This window comes from Lentilactobacillus sp. (genome assembly GCF_040773105.1).
Taxonomy (GTDB): Bacteria; Bacillota; Bacilli; order Lactobacillales; family Lactobacillaceae; genus Lentilactobacillus; species Lentilactobacillus parabuchneri.
Map to the genome: position 1 here is coordinate 1 of NZ_JAXGWW010000012.1, position 19,290 is coordinate 19,290.

The following is a 19,290-nucleotide window of genomic DNA, read 5'->3' on the forward strand; positions in this document are numbered from 1 at the left end:
AACCTAGAATGACTTTTTGAGCTGAAAGCTCGGAAAGTTATTCGTAGTTATGCCTAGGAAGCGGCCTTTTGGCACACGTTCCGGCTATATAAAATTGAAAACGTAAAGGGGCTGTTGGCAAAACGTTAGTTTTGTCACAGCCCCTTGTTTTTGATTTTATATCATCTAGCTGAATTTTGGGATCAAAACGCCTTTGTTTCAATTTTTAAACGTGTTCCTCAAACCAGCTTCATCCGCTTAATCCGATCATCAGCTTCGCCGCAAGATCGCGCCGAAACTGATGATTACATTAATGCTCCGACGACCGCAAACGGAGTGCAGCGTCTAGTAGCTGAACGGTTCGTTGCGCACTCTAAACGTGTTCCTCAAACCAGCTTCGTCCGCTTAATCCGATCATCAGTTTCGACGTAACCCCAGCGTCAAAACTGATGATCACATTAATGCTCCGAAGCTAAACGGTTTGACTCACACTCTCTTTTTTATTATTTATTCAACAACCCATGTTCCTCCAAATAATCCTTGGCAACATCAGCAGCGTTGCGGTGCTTAACCGTTACTTGATAGTTCATTTCCTGCATATCCGTTGTTGTGATCCTGTTGGACAGTCGACCAAGCGAGCGGACCACTTTCGGGTGGGTGGTCGCAAACTTTTTGGTCATCAACGGAGCGCCTTGGTATGGTGGAAAGAAGCTTCTCGAATCCTTCAAAACAACCAAGTGATATTCACGAATTTGTGGATCAGTCGTGTAGGCGTCAGTCACGTCCACCCGGCCATCCGCCAGCGCGATGTACCGCAGCGACGGCTCCATCGTTCGAACTGATTTGAGCTGAATATGATAGGCTTTCTGTAATCCTGGATAGCCATCAGATTGCTGGTAGAAATCAGGATCAAAAGCACCCCGAAGCTGATTGCCCACCCGCTGCAAGTCAGCGATGGTTTTGAGATGATACTTTTGAGCGGTCGATCGCCGGACCGTAATCGCGTAGCCATTTTGGTAGGCCATCGGTTTCAAATAAGTCATTTGAAATTCATTACCCAACTCTTGTTTAGCATCCAAATAAGCCTTGTGGGGGTTCGAATTGATCTCTTTGGGTGTTTTAACGAGTGATTGTAAAACAGTTCCCGTGAACTCTGGATAAACATCAATCTGACCGTTTTTGAGGGCCTTGAACAAAAAGCTGGTGCCGCCAAAGTTTGGCTTCAGCTGCACTTTGGTTCGTGGGTTGTCCTGCTCTATCAGGTCCTTATACATATTAATCAAAATTTCAGGCTCACCGCCCATTTTCCCGGCAACCGTGATAGTTTGACTGGGTTGCGCCAGAATTGACCAGGCGATTGCCCCACCACCGATAACCAGCAGTGATAAAGTGCCAATGATCAGTTTTTTGAAAGAAACCTTGGAAAGGATTTTAATCAGCCAACTTGCCAGCAACGCTAAAATCGCTGATAATACGGCACCAATGATTAAGGCGTCATTATTATTGGTTTGAATTCCCAATAAAATATAGGTTCCCAGGCCACCGCCTCCAATCAAGGCAGCTAATGTCGCAGTCCCAATGACCAAAACCGTCGCGATTCGGATTCCCGACAAAATCATCGGCATCGCCAGTGGCAACGCAATTCGAAAGAGCTTAAAGCGTCTGGTTACCCCAAGCGCATCGGCAGCTTCCAACAATACTGGATCAATATTGGTTAACCCGGCATAGGTATTTTGAAAAATCGGCATAATGGCATACAACACCAATGCAATAATTGCGGGGACCGTTCCGATACCCACAAATGGGATCAAAATTCCCAATACCGCCAAGCTGGGAATCGTTTGAATAACACCGGCAACCTGAGAAACCAACTCACCGATTTTTGGGCGATTAACGAGGGCAACAGCCAACGGAATCGCAATGACAATGGTGATTAAAATTGCAATTAAGGAAATTTCTACGTGTTGCCAGAGTGCTTGACCAATCGCCCCGGCATTTTTACTGGTGTAATTGATGACAGAATCAATCATCAGTCGACCCCCTTTCCTAAATCAGCAACAAAGGAGATCAGATCGCCTTGAGACAGCACCTGCCCGTCAACTTCCACCAACTGGCCAGGGATTCGTTCCAGCAACCCTGCCCACTCGTAGACGGTTTGGCTGTTTTGAAGTTTGATAACCGCATCCCCATCGGCTTTCGGTCGTCCCAGACCTGAATCAACCACCTGTTTTAATAGTCGGTGACCCGAAACATCTACGTCAAAGAAGCGTTTGACAAACGCGTCCGCTGGGTTGGCCATCATGTAATCCGGTTCACCCACCTGAAGCAAGACGCCGTTGTGAATGACCGCCAATCGGTCTGCCAACAGGAACGCTTCGTGCATATCATGAGTGACGAACACGATGGTGGTATCAATTTGTTTGTGTAAATTCAGAATAATTTTCTGGAGCTGTCTTCGAGAAACCGGGTCAAGCGCACTAAATGGCTCGTCCATCAACACCAATTTGGGACGTCCGGCTAATGCCCGAACAATCCCGACTCGCTGAGCTTCCCCACCCGAAAGCTCATTTGGCATCCGTGACAGAAATTGGTCGGGGTCCAAATTCACCTTGGTCATCAACTCAACAATTCGTTGATGCTTTTTCGCTGGATCCCAACCCAAATTATCAAGTTGAATCGAGGCGTTTTGCTCGATCGTCATGTTCGGGAACAAGGCTCCGGTCTGAAGCACGTAACCAATGTGTCTCCGTAGCTTTTGTAAATGGCTGTCGGCAACGTCTTGACCGTCAATCTTAACTGATCCGCTGGTTGGTACCACCAAGCGGTTGACTGTCTTAAGCAATGTCGTTTTACCGCTCCCAGAGGGACCAACCAACACAAAAAGCTCACCATCATGAATGGTGAGGTTAAGGTCTTTTAGTGCATCCTGGCCGTCAAATGTTTTTGTCACGTGAGAAAATTCAATCACAGTATTCACCTCATTTATATTACGCGTGTTAAGTATTAATATCTTAACACTTTAAACAATCATTAATATAAACTGTCTCTCGACGTAACAGTCAAGAAGAAATACTACCCCAAAATAGTTATTGTTTCCCCCTGGTAGCAAAGTCCTGTTGTCATTCCTTTAACTGGGTTTTATGAAGTCGTTTCAGCTTAAAGCTCATAATCCAAGTGGTAATTGGAATCGTGGTGACCACGCCAATTAGCGAAATCACAATGGCGATCAACTCCGCGGCAAACACCTTGTCATTTAAAATTTCACCGAAGGAGTAATTTAACCCGTAAAACCAAATGAATAATGCCATTGAGCTCCCAAAGAAGCCGAAAAATAACGTGTTAACCGCCGTTCCGATGATTTGTTTACCAATAATCGTTCCGTCTAAGAACAACTGGGAACTGGTGATTTCTTTGTGCTGAGTAACAATTTCATCAAGCCCAGAGGAAATGGCAATCGCCGCTTCCGCAACCGCTCCAAGTGAACTTAAGATCGCGGTCGCAATCGCTACTTTAGTGAAGTTGATGCCGACGTAAGTGGACAGGCCCTCGAGCTCTTCGCTGTCTTCCAAGCCAAAGCCCCCCACCTGGGCCCAATATTCGACTGGGATAATAATCACCACAATTAAAATCAGAATAATAACGGACGCTTGAAAGGCGGTCGTCGATGCGTTATCACTGGCACTGCTCCAAAAGATCGTGATCGAAAGAAGAATCACGCTGGAGACAATCGTCACGATAATCGGTGGTAAATGAAACGCGATCAAAACAATCGTGAAAAATAAAATGCCAAAGTTGACGACCATACTGAGAAACGAGGTAACACCTTGTTTACCACCGACAATGATCATCAAAATGAGCAAAACGATCCCTAATGCGGTAATTGAGCCCATCAGCGTTCATCTCCTTTGATCCAAAGTCCGGCAAACAGACTGGACAATATCACCGTCAACACAATCCCAATCCCACTGATCAGGCTGGAGGTCATCCCCAAAGACATATTCATTGAAAACGAGTAGTGCCAGGAGTTGCCATTTTTCAAATATAACTATGTCATCGGTAGCGTTTCCGCCATAAAGATAAAGAACAAGACATTGATTAGTGGCCCCATGATTGATTTTCCGATTTGACGGCCTGACTTAAAGATGTCCATCTTCGACAGCTGCGGTCGTTCCTGCTTCAAGGTCGCTAACGATGCGATGATGTCCGTAGCCTCATCCATAACGGCCCCAAGAACGCCAATCAGGACCTCTGCGATAAATAACGGCTTGGGCAGCTGCGTCACGTACTGCATCGACTCATAATAGACTCCCCGCTCATGGGTCACAGCGAACACCAGCAGCGTAATCAAAATGGTTGCGGCCGTCGCGCAAAGAACCGCCGATAGCGTGACTAACATTTTCTTGCTCCACCCCATGACCAACAGTAAGGTCACAAAACAAAAGACCACTGCCAGAATACTGAAAATCAAAATCACGGCCGACCCGTTATTATTGTGATCAATTTTAACCGCGATCCAAAACAAAATTGTATTAATCACGATACTTGAGATTACGGTAACGCCCCGCAGCTTGAGAATTACAAATAACAAGCTAATCGCAATGGCAAACAAAAAGGCAATTGGTGCGTCACGCTTCATGTCCTTTACAGTTGCGTGCAGCTTGGGCTGAGTGTGAAGCGTAATAAATAATTTCTGGCCCCTTTTATACTCGTGATCCATGGCATGGGAATCAGAATATGAATTATTGATCGAAAACTTTTTACCGGCGTATGTCCCATTGGTGATTTGCCCATACAGTTTCTGCGAATGGTAATAATCAACGTTATGAAATTCGTCAGTCATTTTCACGGCCTTACCGTTTTCAACGCGGTTTACTTGAAAAATCGGTTGGTGGTATAATCCGTCGTTATGCTGACAGAAAAAGGCCGCCAGAAAGCAAAAGGCGATCACCAAGATGATTTGAATCCAGGTCATTTTACTCGTTAATTTAGTATCCATAATGCACATCTTTTCAACTAATTTTAGAGTTATTGTACCATTTGACCGTGAAAATTTTGACTATTTTTTGGAAACGTTAAGAAAGTGAAAGTTTTTCGAGGAAGTATTTGTGAATATGATGATTGGATACGGGCTTAGCGGTTGATTTTTTTACAAGTACTTCAGTCTCTAGGGAGTAGACGACAAACAAGGGGCAAGTGGCTCAGACCTGGTTATGGGATTTGAGTTACTTACTCCTTGTATATATTTAGGCCTGTTATTCTCTTTCAAAATGGTTTTGAGGACACGCGTGTTTTTTTACCTAGCCGAAACGTGCGAACCAAGCCAGTTTCCTCCGCTTAGTCCAACAACGGGGTTCAACGCAAACCCAGCGTTAAACCCCTTGTTACCAGTTGTTTCCCTTTTACATAGAAAAAACGTGCTCCGACGACCACAAACGAAGTGCAGTGTCTAGCCTACTCGGCGACGCAACTGACACTACGATCTAAGACGCTTTGATTCAAATCCAAAATCAGGATTTAAATCAAAGCGCCCTTAGTTCTCCGTGTCAAACCGTTGCTCGTCGCACTCTACTTCTTATAATCCACCACCATCACATTAACCGTCGAATGTCTGACGACATATGCTGTTGTCGATCCTAAGATGGCCCTGGATATGCCGTTTACACCCGATTTTCCAATCACAATTAGCGATGCGCCCATCTTTTCTGGTAGTTCCTTTGCAATTTGAATCTTGGGAACCCCAACTACGAAGTGGGTTTCGACCTTGGCGCCCTTTTTCTCCGCAATCTCTCTTGCATCATCTAAAATTTCCTCGCCCCGTTCACGGAAAGACTCCATGACATCTTGGCCAAGAGTGACCCCATACTGAACGTATCGTTGATCACTTGCCACCGAGACAATTTGCAACGTTGATCCAAACGTCTTTGCCAAATCAGCCGCTTCTTCGACCGCTCTCATCGCGTTTTGACTACCATCAACCGGAACTAAAATTGTTTCAAACATATCCAACACCTCCATAATCTTCTATCTAAATTAATCTTACCATTCTGTGAAGTAATAAACATGAATCTAGTCTCAAATCTACTTCAAGTTCAGGTGCCCACGAATCACTTTATTGTTAGCCAACTCCGCATCACGCTGCTTCAAGCGCTCATCATAACTCGCCAACAAATACCGCTCCTCATCGTTTTCCGCAATCAACTTCGGGAAATGAATGTCGTTGAGATCATTCGTGACAATCAAGGTACAAAAGGCCATGAATGCAAGTTTGACTTCCTTGGTGTGCGTATCGGTGGTTAAAAATTTTGTGAACACTTCCACCGCCCGTTTGTGACTACCCGTGACGTATGAAATACAGGTTAGAATTTCATTCGGCCTTGCCGGCGACAAAAACTGGACGTGGTCGTACCCCGCCGTCACAAATGATAAATTCCCAGGCAAAAATTTTACACCAGCCAAGCCGGCATTCGCATCCAAAATACGTAATGTCTCACCGCCAAATTGAATTTGATTGTTATTTAGTTGTGCAGGAAAGACATAACTTTCATGAACTGCCCGCGTATCTGAACATTTAATTGCTTCGATCATGATCTCCTCCAACTCACGGATTTCTAGCCAAAATAATTGGTACTACACATACAATGATAACCTTTACATGCCCACCATGGCAATCTTTTTCACCACTTCTTTTATTGTTTGTGAATGTAATATTAATTTATCACATATAATATTGTAAGCGGTTTCTCAGGGGTGTAAACTAAAGGTGTTGATGGTAAGAAGTTTTTCATTTTAGGAGGCTACATTATGAAAGCAGTTCGCATTTATGGTGAAAAAGATATTCGGGTTGAAGACGTTTCAATTCCAGAACCTAAAGATGATCAAGTTCAAATTAAAGTTAAATATTGTGGAATTTGTGGAAGTGACCTTCATGCCTACCTCGAAGGCTGGGGCCTGCCAACCGTTCCATATCCACTAACCGGCAAAACCGTTCCCATCACCTTAGGCCATGAGTTCTCAGGTGAAATTGTCAAAGTTGGAAAAGATGTCGATGACTTACAAGTTGGCGATCACGTGGCTGTTGAACCATTACTTGCCTGTGGAAAATGTGAAAACTGTCGGGCCGGAAACTACAACTTCTGTAACAAAGCAGTTTCAACTGATGGTGCCGGTAACTTCTTAGGCTTCTCAGAAGACGGTGGGATGGCTGAATTTGCCAACGTTCAAGGCGTATTTGCCCACAAGATGCCTGAAGACATGGACTTTGAATTAGGTGCTTTGGCAGAACCAACTGCTGTTGTTTACGAAGCCATCAAGAAGAGCCACCTGCGTGAAGGTCAAAACGTTGCCGTGATGGGCGCCGGCCCAATCGGCTTATTGGAAGCTGTGTTAGCTAAAATTGCTGGTGCCAACCACGTTTATATCGTTGATGTTTCCAAGGTTCGTTTGGATAAGGCCAAGGAATTAGGTATTGAAAACGCTTTGGATCCAAGCAAAGACGACGTTGAAGCTATTATCAAGAAGGACTTGCCAAACGGCGTTGACATTACCTTCGAATGTGCCGGTGTTCAAGCAACCTTTGACTCCGCACTCAAGGTAACCAAACGAACAGGAATTATTCAAGTTGTTGCGCTGTACGCAAAACCAGTAACCATGAACATGACTGACGACTTGATTATGCAGGGTAAGGACGTTATCACAACTCTGTGCTACAACAATTCATTCCCTAACGTTTTAGGAATCATCGACAACCACAAAGACCTGTTTAAGAAAGTGGTTACCAAGAAAGTCAGCTTAGACGATGCCCTCGAAGAAGGAATCAAGGCATTATCAACCGACAAATCACAAGTTAAGATTATGATTGATCCATCTCTTTAAATAATCATCATTCAGTCGAAAATATTTGAAATAACAAAAAAGTTGGCAGCTTGCCAACTTTTTTGCTTTCTTACAAACGATCTATCCCATTAATAACCTGATAACCCCAAGTGAAATGACACCAACGATCACAATCACTAACAAATTTTTAGAAATAATTGCAGATGCAACGGTCGGAAGCGATGCCAAAAAATTGCCCCATTCGATTGATGGCAAATGCCCAATGTGCTGGACAAAGATATTTTCAAACCATAGCGCCGACATAATCGCAATTGGAACAAAACTCAAAAATTCAATCACGCCTTTGGATAACTGGAACTTTTTCAAAACGACAAACGGTATAATCCTCGATAACCAGGTCACCACGCCAGTCCCAACAATCGTCAGCAGCACAAAATTAAAAGAAGGCATGTTTCATCACCACCCCAAAGCTGCAGGCTACCAACGTGACCAGCAAGATTAACAAGCTGCTCGGAATAAAGACCAGGCCAAAGTAGATCGCTACCAGAACAAACGCGACCACGATTAGCTGTAGGTTAAACTGAATCGACTTGTCGCTAATCAGTTGCAAATACAGTAGCCCGATAAACATTGCCACCAAGGCAAAATCCGGCCCAAATTTTTCGGGATTGCTGATAAAGTTACCCAGAACGGCACCGACTAAAGATGAGATGATCCAAGTCATATAGGAAATAACGTTGGCCGTATTAAACCAAGGGAAGTTCAAATGATTTTCAGAATAGTTTAACTTATTCATCCCCAGGGCGAAGCTTTCATCTGTCAGCAGGCTCCCCACCAAAATATTTTTCAGCATACTCTCGTGTTTGAAGTACGGTGACAGCGTCGTGCTCATCAAAATCATCCGGGAGTTGACCAGAAAGACTGAGAAGATAATCGACAGGATTGGACTATGGGTGACAAGCATACTGACAATGACAAATTGCGCGGAACCGGCATATGTAATAATTGACATCAACGTTACTAACAGTGGACTTAACCCAGAAGCTTTGCCAACGATCCCAAACGCCAGCCCAATGCCGATGTATCCAAACACTGTTGGCAATGTATCCTTTGAAGCCGCGGAAACAGTTAGTTCTCCATTCATTGATTGATCATCCCCCTTTCGTTACATGGACACGTAACTTTTTAGTATTAATAAAATTCTAATGGGGTTCTTATTTAAAGTCAATCAAAAATTAGAATATCAAATTCTTAGATCGGTGTTTTAAAAAGAGCCGGCACAAAACAAAATGTTTTGCCCCGGCTCTTTCTTGTCCAAATACTTAGTGCAACTGTGTGTCAAATAGTGGTTTTTCTATCCCGCATTCTCGTTTGATTTCTCATCTAATTCTCTTTTATAAGCAGCATAGGTTCCCGAATCAAAGCAGACCATTGTCACGTCTAAGGGCGCATCAAAACTTTCAATCGCGTCAATTGCGATTTTGGCTGCTTGATCCAACGGGTAATCATAGACCCCCGTACTGATCGACGGAAATGCTACCGTTTGGCAATCATTCTCAACCGCCCGTTTCAAACTATTCACATATGAGTTTCGAAGAAGCTGTGGTTCGTTGTTCTTTCCGCCATGCCAAATAGGTCCCGGCGTATGAATGACAAATTTGGCTGGTAACTTAAACCCAGGGGTTACCTTCGCCTCACCTGTTGGACAGCCGTTTAATTTGCGGCACGCCTCGTCCAGCTCAGGACCGGCAGCACGATGAATCGCCCCATCAACACCGCCACCGCCGCTAAGGGCTGTATTTGCAGCATTGACGATTGCATCAACAGTCATCGTGGTAATGTCGCCTTTGATTAACTTAAATGTTGCCATGAGATCACTCTTTTCTGTGGGCGTTTTCCCACGCTTTAATTTGTGCCAATCGTTTCTTGAAACGCACCTCGTTTCCTTGATCGGTTGGCTCATAGTAAGTGTGGCCAATCAATGAATCCGGCATCGTCTGCATCGTCGTCAATTTATCGGTTGATTCGTGGGCGTACTGATATCCCTTACCGTACCCAAGCTTTGACATCAACGACGTCGGCGCGTTTCGTAATTGCAGGGGGACCGGCTCATTGATCGAGTGTTTCACATCCTGCTCGGCTCCAAGCGTCGCCTTATAGACCGCATTTGACTTTGGCGCCAGTGATAAATAAATCGCACACTCAGTCAAATGAACATTACACTCCGGCATCCCCAAAAATTGGCAGGCCTCAAACACATTAATCGCGACGTTTAAGGCGTTGGTATCCGCCAGCCCAATATCTTCACTGGCAAAACGCACCATCCGGCGGGCGATGTACAGTGGATCTTCTCCGCCACTCAACATTCGCGTTAACCAGTATACTGCAGCATCCGGATCGCTGTTTCGCATCGACTTATGAAGTGCGGAAATAATGTTGTAATGTTCCTCACCGTGTTTGTCGTACAGAAAAGATTTGGTGTTCATCAACTGATGCAGATTGTCCGTGGAAACTTTAACCGTCCCGTCTTCTTTAGAACTGTTATTAACCGCCATTTCCAACGTGTTCAACGCGACTCGGGCGTCCCCATTGGCAAATTCAGCAATCTCTCGAACCGCATCATCGTCGATTTCAATCGTTTCTTTGGGAAAGGCAGCCGGATTGTTTAACGTTTGGTGAATCAGCTGAACAATGTCGTCAGTTTCCAATGGTTGTAGGACAAAAACCTTACATCTCGAAAGAAGCGCTGAGTTAATTTCAAACGAGGGGTTCTCAGTCGTGGCCCCAATCAAGGTGATACTGCCCCGTTCAACAAACGGCAAAAAGGCATCCTGCTGGGCCTTGTTAAACCGGTGAATTTCATCGACAAACACAATTGTCTTTCCACCCATTTCACGGTTAGCTTCGGCGTCTTTCATGATGTCTCGAATTTCTTTAATTCCGCTGGTCACCGCGCTGAAAGTTACAAATTTAGCCTGGGTCTTCTTGGCAATAATCTCAGCCAAGGTTGTTTTCCCAACTCCCGGTGGGCCCCAAAAGATAATCGACGGCAGCTGATCGCTTTCGATAATTTCGCGCAACACTTTGCCCTTACCGACAAGCTGGTGCTGGCCGACAAACTGGTCCAACGTTTGTGGGCGGACCCGACTGGCAAGCGGTTGATTTTCAGCTTGGTTTCCAGCAAATAGTGATTCTTGTTTCATGACGCACCTCCTGACAACCCGAAATGATATGTCCATGTTAATTATACGAACATGTGTTCTATCGGTCAACTCCTACCTACATTTTATCGCAACCCAATTTCATTGACATAATTTCGCAACTTATGTGGGAATATCTACCAGTTAGCAATAATTGACTCACAAAGCGGTTGAACCGGACTAATATGACGGTGTCAAGGGAGATGAGTTACATGTTAATTCAAACAAAGGAACTGACCAAAATGTTTGGTACCCAAATTGCAGTCAATCATTTAAATATTTCCATTCAAGAAGGCGGCTTAACTGCCATTCTAGGCCCAAATGGTGCTGGTAAAACCACCACAATTTCAATACTGACCGGGCTCTTAAAGCCAACTTCCGGTTCAATTGAAATTGCCAAGAAAGTAAAAGTCAGTATGGTTTTTCAGCAGAGTATTTTAGACGATAACCTAACCGTCAAAGAAAATCTGACGATTCGAAAAGGAATGTACAAGGATTCTTCTGAAGAAAATCTTCAATCCGTGATTAAACAAACTGAACTAACCGATTTGATCAACCAAAAATATGGCAGCCTCTCTGGCGGACAGCGGCGAAGAGTCGATATCGCCCGGGCGTTAATCAATCAACCCGACGTTTTGTTTTTAGATGAACCCACGACTGGTTTAGATATCCAGACCAGAGAAGCTGTCTGGAATTTATTTGATGAACTCCAAAAAAATCATCATTTAACCATCATTCTCACCACCCATTACTTAGAAGAAGCGGATCACGCTGACAATGTCTATATTATTGACCATGGTAACGTCATTGCGGAAGGCTCGGCTGAAGTCATCAAGCGTCAATATTCCAAAAATGAATTAGTGATTGATACTAATCAACCTGATATCATTAAGGATTTGATTCCGATGCCATCCCAATTGTCCGGCAATCAGGTTATTTGCTGGCCGGACAATGCCCACCAAGCCCTGCAACTACTCGAGACGATCAAAGAAAACATCACGAACTTCGAATACCGCAACGGCAGGATGGATGATGCGTTCCTTAAGCTCACGGGAAGGGAGATGCGTTAAATGTTCGCATTATGCCAAAGAAACTTAATGCTTTATTTTAAGAATAAAACGAGTATCTTCTTTTCGTTATTCGGCGCCATGATTTCATTCATCTTGTTTGTCGTATTTTTAAAGCAAAATATGGTTCAGCAGTGGCAACATGGGTCCGATGCAACTCAAATCATGGACTTATGGTTAATCGGAGGCACCCTATCCGTTACGGCAATCACAACCACTTTGGCAACGCTGGGCCGAATGGTAATTGACGAATCAAAAGGTGTCTTGAAAGATTTCTATTTAACAGATGTTTCCAGATTTGAAATTAAAATCAGTTACATGCTGAGTGCGGCCGTCATTGGCTTTATTATGCAACTCATGATGCTGATAATCATGCTCAGCTACTTCGCGGTTGTCGATGGTTTGGCAATTCCATGGTCCAAAACCTGGGCACTCTTAGCACTGGCCCTTGTTAGTTCGCTTCTATCCGTCGCCATTAACATGATGATTGTCCAATTTGTTCATCGAATTGAAACGATGAATGCGATTAATTCTGTGATTAGTGCCGCAGCAGGATTTTTAGTGGGTACCTACATTCCAATTGGTGCGCTTCCCAGCGTTGCCCAGTCAATGATCAAATTGACACCCGGGGCTTATGTGTCTGCACTGTACCGGCAGATTATGATGAATGACAAAATTACTGAAACTTTTGGTAACGGCCACTCAGCCAACTACTTCAATAAGGAAATGGGGGTTCAGCTAGACTGGACCCATCTTCTGACCACGAGTCAAACCATTCAGATAATCGGATATGCATTTTTAGCTAGCATTTTATTCATCTTCGTGACAGAATTGATAAAGAAGCGCCAAAATACGGTCACGGCTATCAGCTAAGATATAGGGAGCGGTTTGAATGGAAATCCATTTTCAACAAAATGAACATTTAAATGATGGCGATATTGAGATTACATTATCCGCCAAAACGCGTTCCTTGGAAATCGAAGAGCTGATCGCCTATCTCAAGAACTACCAGTCGATGCCGCCAGCGGTCGTCCCAGTTAAGTCTGATGACCATGTATATTTGATCAAGCCTGAAAACATCATTTTAGTCGATGTCTCTGGCAACGACTTGATAGTGTACACCAAAGATAAGGTCGTCCCCACCAAAGGCCGTTTGTATGCATTCGTTGATAAATTAAAAAATCCAGACTTCGTTCAGGTTTCTAAACACGCAGTGGTGAACATTAACCACCTCCAGTCTTTAGAGGCCAGCTTTACTGGTGGAATGACGGCTATCTTAACCGATAAGCTAAAAACTGATATCAGCCGTAAATATTTAAACGGTTTGGAAAATCGGCTCGGACTATGAAGGTGAAATCATGATGAAACAACTCAAACGAATTGGCAAGCTGTTTATATCAGGTGTCGAGATTGGCTCGGTCATCTATCTACTTGTCTTAGCTGCCAAGGTTCAATCGACAGCCCCAACCGCAAAAAATATCCTCAGTATCATGATCATGGCAGGATTTATTGGTGTCTTTAGTGGCCTCTTTAGTCTCGACGATTACCGACTCGAACTGCCGATTCACTTTGTGGTCGTGTTCTTTATGGTCGTTGGTATGATGGCGTTTAACGGCTGGATGGAGTGGCAGAATCTAACGTACTGGCTTGAACTGTTTGTGGAGTTCGTTGTTCTGTACGCCCTCGCTTATTTAATGGTCTTTTTGTCCGGCAACTTAAAAATCACTCTAATTAATAAGACACTTAAAGAGCGTCAAAAATCCCAGCACAAATAGGCGATTCAACAGTGGTTATTTCCCCTGATAAATAACAAATCGTTTATAATTAAGCTAAGTAAGTGGAAGTCCGTTTTGCCAGTTTCAGGGGAGATGGCGAACATGTCATATAATCATAATTTTTATCGGGAACCGGCCTTTTGGCTGAGTATTTGTGCGGCCGCAGTTGGCTTGATGTCATTGTTTGCGGGTAATGCGACCATGTACAGCCCAATCTGGTGGCTGCAACTATTAATTGTGGTCATTGCGCTGATTGGCATTCTTTATTTCTTGTCGAAATATTCAAAAGATCAAAATGATCAAAATAAACGGTTATAACAAAACAGGAGAGTGAGAAAGGTCAATCCAGCCTTTTTGCAACTCTCCTGTTTTTTAATGATTGAGATCATATTTATGATTTGTGCTTTCCGGATTTCTTGTTATTTAAAACCGCATCATCATCCAATTCCTGCAAGGCTTCTTCCAGCTTTGCCTTCTCAGAATCCGGTAAATCCGGATATTTTAGCGGCAGCTCTTTCATCCGCCGATCAATAATGTCGGACACACAGAGTCGTGAGTACCATTTGTCATCTGATGGGATAATATACCATGGATTGGTCTTGTTGGCCGTATGCTCAATGGCGTCTTCGTATGCTTTTTGATAATCGTTAAAGTAACGGCGCTCCTTGATGTCGGCTGAAGAGAATTTCCAGTTGTGATCTGGTAATTCAATCCGCCGTTTGAACCGATCCTTTTGTTCGTCGGCTGACATGTGTAAGAAAAATTTCAAAACCATGAAACCATTTCGGGTTAAATAGTCTTCAAAGAAATTAATGTCTTTAAAGCGGCCATCAAAAAATTTGTTGTCAACCTGTTCGAGCTTGGTAATATTGCCAATGTTGGCGCTGACAATCATTTCCGGATGAACGCGGCTAATCAACACATCTTCGTAATAGGAACGGTTAAAAATCCCGATAATTCCACGTTCAGGAACGTGACGATGGACCCGCCACAAATAATCATGATTCAGCTCAATTGACGTTGGCGACTTGAAGCTGGTGACTTCAATTCCCTGTGGGTTAACACCACTCAAGATATGGCGAATCATGCTGTCCTTGCCTGAGCCGTCCATTCCCTGAAAGATCACCAAAACGCCAAAGTGGTTCTGCGCGTATAACTTCCCTTGTAAATCCTGGAGCGTTTGAATATTACTCTCAATTCTTGCTTTAATATCATCCTTGTTCAAATTTTCTACCGTAGCGGAAGTGGGGATTTTGCTAATGTTTAAATCCCGGTCCCCGTGGTATCGAAATGATTTTTCACGGTTAAAAATCTCTTTTTCGTCCAAAGTGAAGCCCCCTCAGGAATCATTTAAACAAATGTAACCATACGTTTAACGTCGAAAAATAGCTTGGAGAAAGTTGACATTCTCCACATTTATTTCTCATATTGAGTATACTAGATTACATAGAAATAGTTTCAAATAACGCTACTTAAATGTGTGCGGAAATCACATCACAATTCTACGAAGGAGGCTTCATTTTGAATATTTTTAAGGCAAATACAGCAGATGGTGGTCAAGCAGACCAACCCACTGAAGATTCAATTGACAAGTCATTACTAAAAGACGATTTATATCAAGCTGTTAATGGTCGCTGGGAAAAGACCGCCGAGATTCCGGCCGATCATTCCTCGACTGGTGGTTTCATGGACCTCAACGACAACATTGATAAGCAATTAATGAGCGACCTCGACGACATCATTGAGGAAAAGAAACAATATGACGCCCCGTTTTCAGAATTCTTGAAGCTCTATGCACTCGCTCGCAACTATAAGAAGCGTGATGCCGATGGTGCCGATCCACTCAAGCCCTATTTGGAAAAAATCGAAAATATCACCAATTTTGATGATTTAAACGAACAGTTGCCTGAGTTAGTTAAGGCCGGCTATCCGCTACCGTTTGGCTTCTGGGTTGAACCGGATATGAAAAACACCCAGGTCAATGCACTGTTTGCGTCAGTTCCAGGCTTATTCTTACCAGACCGGACTTACTATGAAAACAACAATCCGGCATATCAACAACTGATGCCAGTCTTCACCAAAATGGCCAGTCAACTCTTGATTTTGGCTGATTACAGCAGCAGTGAAGCAGATGAGATTGTCGAATCCGCCAAGCGATTTGACGCCAAAATTGCCCCTAACGTGAAGTCAGCTGAAGAATCGGCCGACTACAGCAAAATGTACAACCCACAGAAGTTTGCCTACTTCTCAGAGTCCAGCTCTCACATTGACTTTATGAACCTGGCAGACGCGTTGTTTGGCCACGCACCGGAGCAACTCATCGTGACCCAGCCAAAGTTTTACGAACGCTTTGATGGCCTGATTAACAGTGATACCTTTACCGACATGAAGAATTGGATGCTGGTCAACACGGTTCGCTCAGCTTCAAGCTACCTGTCAGAAGAGTTCCGTCAGACCGGTTCTGTATTTAGCCGAGCCCTTTCCGGCAAGAAGGAAGCAACACCCCAAAAGAAAGCTGCTTTCTACCTCGCTGAAGGTATCTTTGGCCAAACGATTGGGGACTATTACGCCAAGAAATACTTTGGTCCAAAAGCCAAGGCGGACGTTGAGCACATGGTCAAAAACATGATCAACGTGTATAAGAACCGCCTCAGCAACAACACTTGGCTGGGTAAGGAAACCAGAGAAAAAGCAATCTTGAAGCTGGATAAATTAGCCCTTCAAGTGGGCTATCCGGATCACATCGACCAACTGGAATACAAATTTAAGGTGACTCCCGAAAATGATGGCGGGACCCTGTTTGATAACATGTCCAGATTTGGGGAGATCACCATTGAAGATACGTTTGAGAAGCTGGGCAAACCAGTCGACCGGACGAAATGGGAAATGAGTGCGGCTACGGTGAACGCATATTATGAACCATTTAAGAACATTATTGTCTTCCCAGCGGCAATCCTTCAGGCACCTTTCTATAGCTTGAAGCAGTCATCCAGCCAAAATTACGGTGGTATTGGTGCGGTTATCGCCCATGAAATTTCTCATGCATTTGATAATAATGGCTCGTTGTTTGATGAACTTGGAAACTTAAACAATTGGTGGACGAAAGAAGACCATGAGTACTTCTCCAAGCTTGCCGATAAGATGATTAAGGAATTTGACGGCATCCCATTTGCGGGCGGCAAGGTCAATGGCAAGCTGACGGTGTCGGAAAACATTGCGGATGCGGGTGGTCTGAGCTGTGCCAACGAGGCGGCCAAAAACGAGGAAGATTATAATTTGTATGACTTCTTCATCAATTGGGCCAAGGTATGGCGAATGAAGGCCACGGAACAGTACAAGCAGTTACTGCTAAATATAGATGTCCATGCCCCGGCAGAATTAAGGGCAAATGTCCAGGTCAAAAATCTGGATGATTTCTACAAAACTTTCGATGTCAAACCAGGTGACGGGATGTATATGGAACCGGGGGAAAGGGTGAAAATTTGGTAGAGTGCTGAACAAGCCGGTTAGATTCCGAGCATTAATGTGATAACCCGTTTTGACGCTGAACTTGCGTCAAAGCGGGTTATCGGATTAAGCGGAAGGATCTGGCTTGTGAAGCACGTTTCCACAAAATAACAGTGAACCCTAACCACGGTTTGGATTTTAATCAAAGTGACTTAGATCGTAGTGCCAGTTGCGTTGTCCACAGGACTTGGCGCTGCACACTGTTTGCGGCCTTCGGAGCACGTTTCCACAATCTATATATGAATCCACAACTCAAAAAATAACAGCCAACGATGAACTTGTTGCTTCATCATTGACTGTTATTTCTTCTCTGCCAAGGTTACCCAAGGCAATTTCTATATGTACCTATCACCGATCGCGATAATAGCCGATCAAGCTAATCAGTGCCTCCAAGAACATTCCGATTACCATCAGGTACATGACCACCATGTTCATGCCCATGTACAGCAAAATTCCCATCACCAGATACAACAGAACAAAGAACCAACGAAGCCAGATATTGCTAACCATTTCTATCCCTCCAATTTTTTCCTACGCTTCTAGTTTATATTGTTTCTAATCTGCAAACAAATTATTTGTAAAAATTGTGTTTTAATGTAAACTAATGACTATTAGGATATAATATATGTAAAGAGCATCGGAGAGGTGATACCATGAACTTAACAGAATATCTTCATTCCCAACTTACATTTTTGAATGACCAGATGAGTTCGGCTAAGAAAGATAAAGACGAAACCATGCAATACTTGGTTGATTCAAAGATTACCGAAGTTAAATTGATATTGGAAGCCCTCCAAAAGGGAATCATTGATGGGTTAAGTTAAAATGTGGCCAGTTGGCCATTTTTTATGTTTTAATTTATTTAGAAGCGTTTTAGATTTAATAACAAAAAAGGAAGTTAATTAATTGATAACATTAAAATCACCACGTGAAATTGAAAAAATGGCCGAATCAGGCGCCGTCCTTGCCGGTGTTCATAAGGAACTCCGCAAGATGATCAAGCCTGGGTTGGACACTTGGGACATTGAATTGTTTGCGCGTCGATACATCAAGGAACATAACGCCTACCCTTCAGAAATGGGCTTTGACGGTTACAAGTTTGCCACATGTATCTCCATCAACGATGAAGTTGCCCACGGAATTCCACGTAAGGGCTTGAAGCTGAAAAACGGTGACGTCCTTAAGGTTGATATGTGTGTGAACAAGGATGGCTTTGAAAGTGATTCTTGCTGGACCTATGCCGTCGGTGACGTGAGTCCTGAAATTCAAAAGTTAATGGAAGTTACCCGCAAAGGCTTGTACCTTGGCATTGACCAAGCCGTTATTGGCAATCGTCTTGGTGACATCGGAAACGCCATTCAGACTTACGTTGAAGATGAAAACCACATGGGCGATGTTCGTGAATTGATTGGCCATGGTATTCAACCATCCATTCATGAAGAACCAAACGTTCCTGCATACGGTGTCCCAGGTCAAGGCTTGCGGCTTAAAGAAGGCATGACCATCACCATCGAACCAATGGTGAACACCGGTACGTGGGAAATTGCCGATCGTTATGATAAAAAAGATGATTGGACATACTATGTTTCAGCTGATGGGACCCCATCTGCTCAGTATGAGCACACGCTGGCAATCACAAAAGACGGTCCAAAGATTCTAACATCTCAAGACCCAGACATTGATGCAAAATATCTGTTGTAATTCAAAATACTTGTAAAACCATAAAAGCCTGGGGCAAAACATTGTTTTGGCCTGGGCTTTTTCTATCACGATCGAAAGGAAGGATTCCATGAATAATAAGAACTTTAATTTTCCCGATACAGCTGCCTACGAATTTTAGATTAACGCTTTAAAGTACCGGGGCGTGACCTACGAAGACATAGCTGAAATTGCCTATAACCTTCAGAAAAATATTGTCACAAACATCCA

Annotated in this window: 20 protein-coding genes and 1 pseudogene; 9 read left to right on the forward strand and 12 right to left on the reverse strand. The window is 43.7% G+C overall.

Annotated elements, in window-relative coordinates; genetic code table 11:
• Nucleotides 1-482: 482 nt before the first annotated feature.
• The 6 genes and pseudogenes from AB3112_RS01375 to AB3112_RS01400 all read right to left on the reverse strand — a co-directional run bounded on the left by AB3112_RS01375 (nucleotide 483) and on the right by AB3112_RS01400 (nucleotide 6,564).
• Complete coding sequence (locus AB3112_RS01375; protein ID WP_367333849.1) at nucleotides 483-2,009, reverse strand: ABC transporter permease/substrate-binding protein; 1,527 nt, start codon at nucleotides 2,007-2,009, stop codon at nucleotides 483-485.
• Nucleotides 2,009-2,947 (reverse strand): ATP-binding cassette domain-containing protein, encoded by a 939-nt coding sequence (locus AB3112_RS01380; protein WP_367333850.1) that lies wholly within the window; start codon nucleotides 2,945-2,947, stop codon nucleotides 2,009-2,011. Before AB3112_RS01380 ends, AB3112_RS01375 begins: the two co-directional genes overlap by 1 nt.
• Nucleotides 2,948-3,098: 151 nt before the next feature.
• Nucleotides 3,099-3,869 carry a YibE/F family protein gene (locus AB3112_RS01385; protein WP_084974314.1) on the reverse strand — a complete coding sequence of 257 codons (771 nt, stop codon included), beginning with the start codon at nucleotides 3,867-3,869 and terminating at the stop codon, nucleotides 3,099-3,101.
• Nucleotides 3,869-4,975: pseudogene (locus tag AB3112_RS01390) on the reverse strand (YibE/F family protein). The gene AB3112_RS01385 and the pseudogene AB3112_RS01390 overlap by 1 nt, the downstream one beginning before the upstream one ends.
• 569 nt (nucleotides 4,976-5,544) lie before the next feature.
• The gene (locus AB3112_RS01395; RefSeq protein ID WP_057910662.1) at nucleotides 5,545-5,979 is read right to left on the reverse strand and encodes a universal stress protein; all 435 of its coding nucleotides are present in this window, start codon (nucleotides 5,977-5,979) and stop codon (nucleotides 5,545-5,547) included.
• A gap of 78 nt (nucleotides 5,980-6,057) precedes the next feature.
• Nucleotides 6,058-6,564 carry an acyl-CoA thioesterase gene (locus tag AB3112_RS01400; RefSeq protein WP_084974310.1) on the reverse strand — a complete coding sequence of 169 codons (507 nt, stop codon included), beginning with the start codon at nucleotides 6,562-6,564 and terminating at the stop codon, nucleotides 6,058-6,060.
• Between the two features lie 216 nt (nucleotides 6,565-6,780).
• Between AB3112_RS01400 and AB3112_RS01405 the strand changes: the two genes are divergently transcribed.
• A complete protein-coding gene (locus AB3112_RS01405) occupies nucleotides 6,781-7,851 on the forward strand; it encodes a 2,3-butanediol dehydrogenase (RefSeq protein ID WP_057910664.1) in 1,071 nt (356 codons plus the stop codon).
• Nucleotides 7,852-7,932: 81 nt separating this feature from the next.
• Here AB3112_RS01405 and AB3112_RS01410 read toward each other — a convergent pair whose 3' ends face one another.
• From AB3112_RS01410 to AB3112_RS01425, 4 genes are all read right to left on the reverse strand, one after another.
• Nucleotides 7,933-8,262, reverse strand: coding sequence for an AzlD domain-containing protein (locus tag AB3112_RS01410; RefSeq protein ID WP_084974308.1), 330 nt, complete (start codon nucleotides 8,260-8,262; stop codon nucleotides 7,933-7,935).
• Nucleotides 8,249-8,956 carry an AzlC family ABC transporter permease gene (locus AB3112_RS01415; protein ID WP_367333851.1) on the reverse strand — a complete coding sequence of 236 codons (708 nt, stop codon included), beginning with the start codon at nucleotides 8,954-8,956 and terminating at the stop codon, nucleotides 8,249-8,251. The genes AB3112_RS01410 and AB3112_RS01415 overlap by 14 nt, the downstream gene beginning before the upstream one ends.
• A gap of 210 nt (nucleotides 8,957-9,166) precedes the next feature.
• Nucleotides 9,167-9,682 (reverse strand): O-acetyl-ADP-ribose deacetylase, encoded by a 516-nt coding sequence (locus tag AB3112_RS01420; RefSeq protein ID WP_057910667.1) that lies wholly within the window; start codon nucleotides 9,680-9,682, stop codon nucleotides 9,167-9,169.
• 4 nt (nucleotides 9,683-9,686) lie between these two features.
• Nucleotides 9,687-11,015, reverse strand: a complete 1,329-nt coding sequence (locus AB3112_RS01425) for a replication-associated recombination protein A (RefSeq protein WP_085012922.1) — start codon at nucleotides 11,013-11,015, stop codon at nucleotides 9,687-9,689.
• Between the two features lie 209 nt (nucleotides 11,016-11,224).
• On the opposite strand from AB3112_RS01425, the gene AB3112_RS01430 reads away from it, so the two are divergent.
• The 5 genes from AB3112_RS01430 to AB3112_RS01450 all read left to right on the forward strand — a co-directional run bounded on the left by AB3112_RS01430 (nucleotide 11,225) and on the right by AB3112_RS01450 (nucleotide 14,172).
• Nucleotides 11,225-12,082: an ABC transporter ATP-binding protein gene (locus tag AB3112_RS01430; protein ID WP_084974300.1), complete on the forward strand. Its 858-nt coding sequence runs from the start codon at nucleotides 11,225-11,227 to the stop codon at nucleotides 12,080-12,082.
• Entirely contained in the window at nucleotides 12,083-12,952 is an 870-nt protein-coding gene (locus AB3112_RS01435; RefSeq protein ID WP_084974298.1) for an ABC transporter permease, read from the forward strand.
• A gap of 19 nt (nucleotides 12,953-12,971) precedes the next feature.
• Nucleotides 12,972-13,427, forward strand: coding sequence for a LytTR family DNA-binding domain-containing protein (locus tag AB3112_RS01440; RefSeq protein ID WP_084974296.1), 456 nt, complete (start codon nucleotides 12,972-12,974; stop codon nucleotides 13,425-13,427).
• A 10-nt stretch (nucleotides 13,428-13,437) separates the two neighbouring features.
• A complete protein-coding gene (locus AB3112_RS01445; RefSeq protein WP_084974294.1) occupies nucleotides 13,438-13,854 on the forward strand; it encodes a DUF3021 family protein in 417 nt (138 codons plus the stop codon).
• Between the two features lie 102 nt (nucleotides 13,855-13,956).
• Complete coding sequence (locus tag AB3112_RS01450) at nucleotides 13,957-14,172, forward strand: NfeD family protein (RefSeq protein ID WP_057910669.1); 216 nt, start codon at nucleotides 13,957-13,959, stop codon at nucleotides 14,170-14,172.
• 73 nt (nucleotides 14,173-14,245) lie between these two features.
• Here the strand turns inward: AB3112_RS01450 and AB3112_RS01455 are convergent, their stop codons facing one another.
• Nucleotides 14,246-15,181: a PPK2 family polyphosphate kinase gene (locus AB3112_RS01455; protein WP_367333852.1), complete on the reverse strand. Its 936-nt coding sequence runs from the start codon at nucleotides 15,179-15,181 to the stop codon at nucleotides 14,246-14,248.
• A gap of 194 nt (nucleotides 15,182-15,375) precedes the next feature.
• On the opposite strand from AB3112_RS01455, the gene AB3112_RS01460 reads away from it, so the two are divergent.
• Complete coding sequence (locus AB3112_RS01460; protein WP_084974291.1) at nucleotides 15,376-17,343, forward strand: M13 family metallopeptidase; 1,968 nt, start codon at nucleotides 15,376-15,378, stop codon at nucleotides 17,341-17,343.
• Nucleotides 17,344-17,709: 366 nt separating this feature from the next.
• Here AB3112_RS01460 and AB3112_RS01465 read toward each other — a convergent pair whose 3' ends face one another.
• Entirely contained in the window at nucleotides 17,710-17,871 is a 162-nt protein-coding gene (locus tag AB3112_RS01465; RefSeq protein WP_167547568.1) for a hypothetical protein, read from the reverse strand.
• Between the two features lie 143 nt (nucleotides 17,872-18,014).
• Here AB3112_RS01465 and AB3112_RS01470 point away from each other — a divergent pair, with 143 nt between their 5' ends.
• Together AB3112_RS01470 and map are read left to right on the forward strand one after the other, a co-directional pair.
• A complete protein-coding gene (locus AB3112_RS01470; protein ID WP_167547567.1) occupies nucleotides 18,015-18,185 on the forward strand; it encodes a hypothetical protein in 171 nt (56 codons plus the stop codon).
• Nucleotides 18,186-18,267: 82 nt separating this feature from the next.
• Nucleotides 18,268-19,062 carry a type I methionyl aminopeptidase gene (gene map, locus AB3112_RS01475; RefSeq protein WP_057910672.1) on the forward strand — a complete coding sequence of 265 codons (795 nt, stop codon included), beginning with the start codon at nucleotides 18,268-18,270 and terminating at the stop codon, nucleotides 19,060-19,062.
• The last annotated feature ends 228 nt before the right edge of the window (nucleotides 19,063-19,290 follow it).

Coding starts and splice junctions, on each gene's coding strand:
- AB3112_RS01375 (WP_367333849.1), bottom strand. CDS start 2,009: ATGATTGATTCTGTCATCAATTACACCAGTAAAAATGCCGGGGCGATT.
- AB3112_RS01385 (WP_084974314.1), bottom strand. CDS start 3,869: ATGGGCTCAATTACCGCATTAGGGATCGTTTTGCTCATTTTGATGATC.
- AB3112_RS01395 (WP_057910662.1), bottom strand. CDS start 5,979: ATGTTTGAAACAATTTTAGTTCCGGTTGATGGTAGTCAAAACGCGATG.
- AB3112_RS01400 (WP_084974310.1), bottom strand. CDS start 6,564: ATGATCGAAGCAATTAAATGTTCAGATACGCGGGCAGTTCATGAAAGT.
- AB3112_RS01405 (WP_057910664.1), top strand. CDS start 6,781: ATGAAAGCAGTTCGCATTTATGGTGAAAAAGATATTCGGGTTGAAGAC.
- AB3112_RS01410 (WP_084974308.1), bottom strand. CDS start 8,262: ATGCCTTCTTTTAATTTTGTGCTGCTGACGATTGTTGGGACTGGCGTG.
- AB3112_RS01415 (WP_367333851.1), bottom strand. CDS start 8,956: ATGAATGGAGAACTAACTGTTTCCGCGGCTTCAAAGGATACATTGCCA.
- AB3112_RS01420 (WP_057910667.1), bottom strand. CDS start 9,682: ATGGCAACATTTAAGTTAATCAAAGGCGACATTACCACGATGACTGTT.
- AB3112_RS01425 (WP_085012922.1), bottom strand. CDS start 11,015: ATGAAACAAGAATCACTATTTGCTGGAAACCAAGCTGAAAATCAACCG.
- AB3112_RS01430 (WP_084974300.1), top strand. CDS start 11,225: ATGTTAATTCAAACAAAGGAACTGACCAAAATGTTTGGTACCCAAATT.
- AB3112_RS01435 (WP_084974298.1), top strand. CDS start 12,083: ATGTTCGCATTATGCCAAAGAAACTTAATGCTTTATTTTAAGAATAAA.
- AB3112_RS01440 (WP_084974296.1), top strand. CDS start 12,972: ATGGAAATCCATTTTCAACAAAATGAACATTTAAATGATGGCGATATT.
- AB3112_RS01445 (WP_084974294.1), top strand. CDS start 13,438: ATGATGAAACAACTCAAACGAATTGGCAAGCTGTTTATATCAGGTGTC.
- AB3112_RS01450 (WP_057910669.1), top strand. CDS start 13,957: ATGTCATATAATCATAATTTTTATCGGGAACCGGCCTTTTGGCTGAGT.
- AB3112_RS01465 (WP_167547568.1), bottom strand. CDS start 17,871: ATGGTTAGCAATATCTGGCTTCGTTGGTTCTTTGTTCTGTTGTATCTG.
- AB3112_RS01470 (WP_167547567.1), top strand. CDS start 18,015: ATGAACTTAACAGAATATCTTCATTCCCAACTTACATTTTTGAATGAC.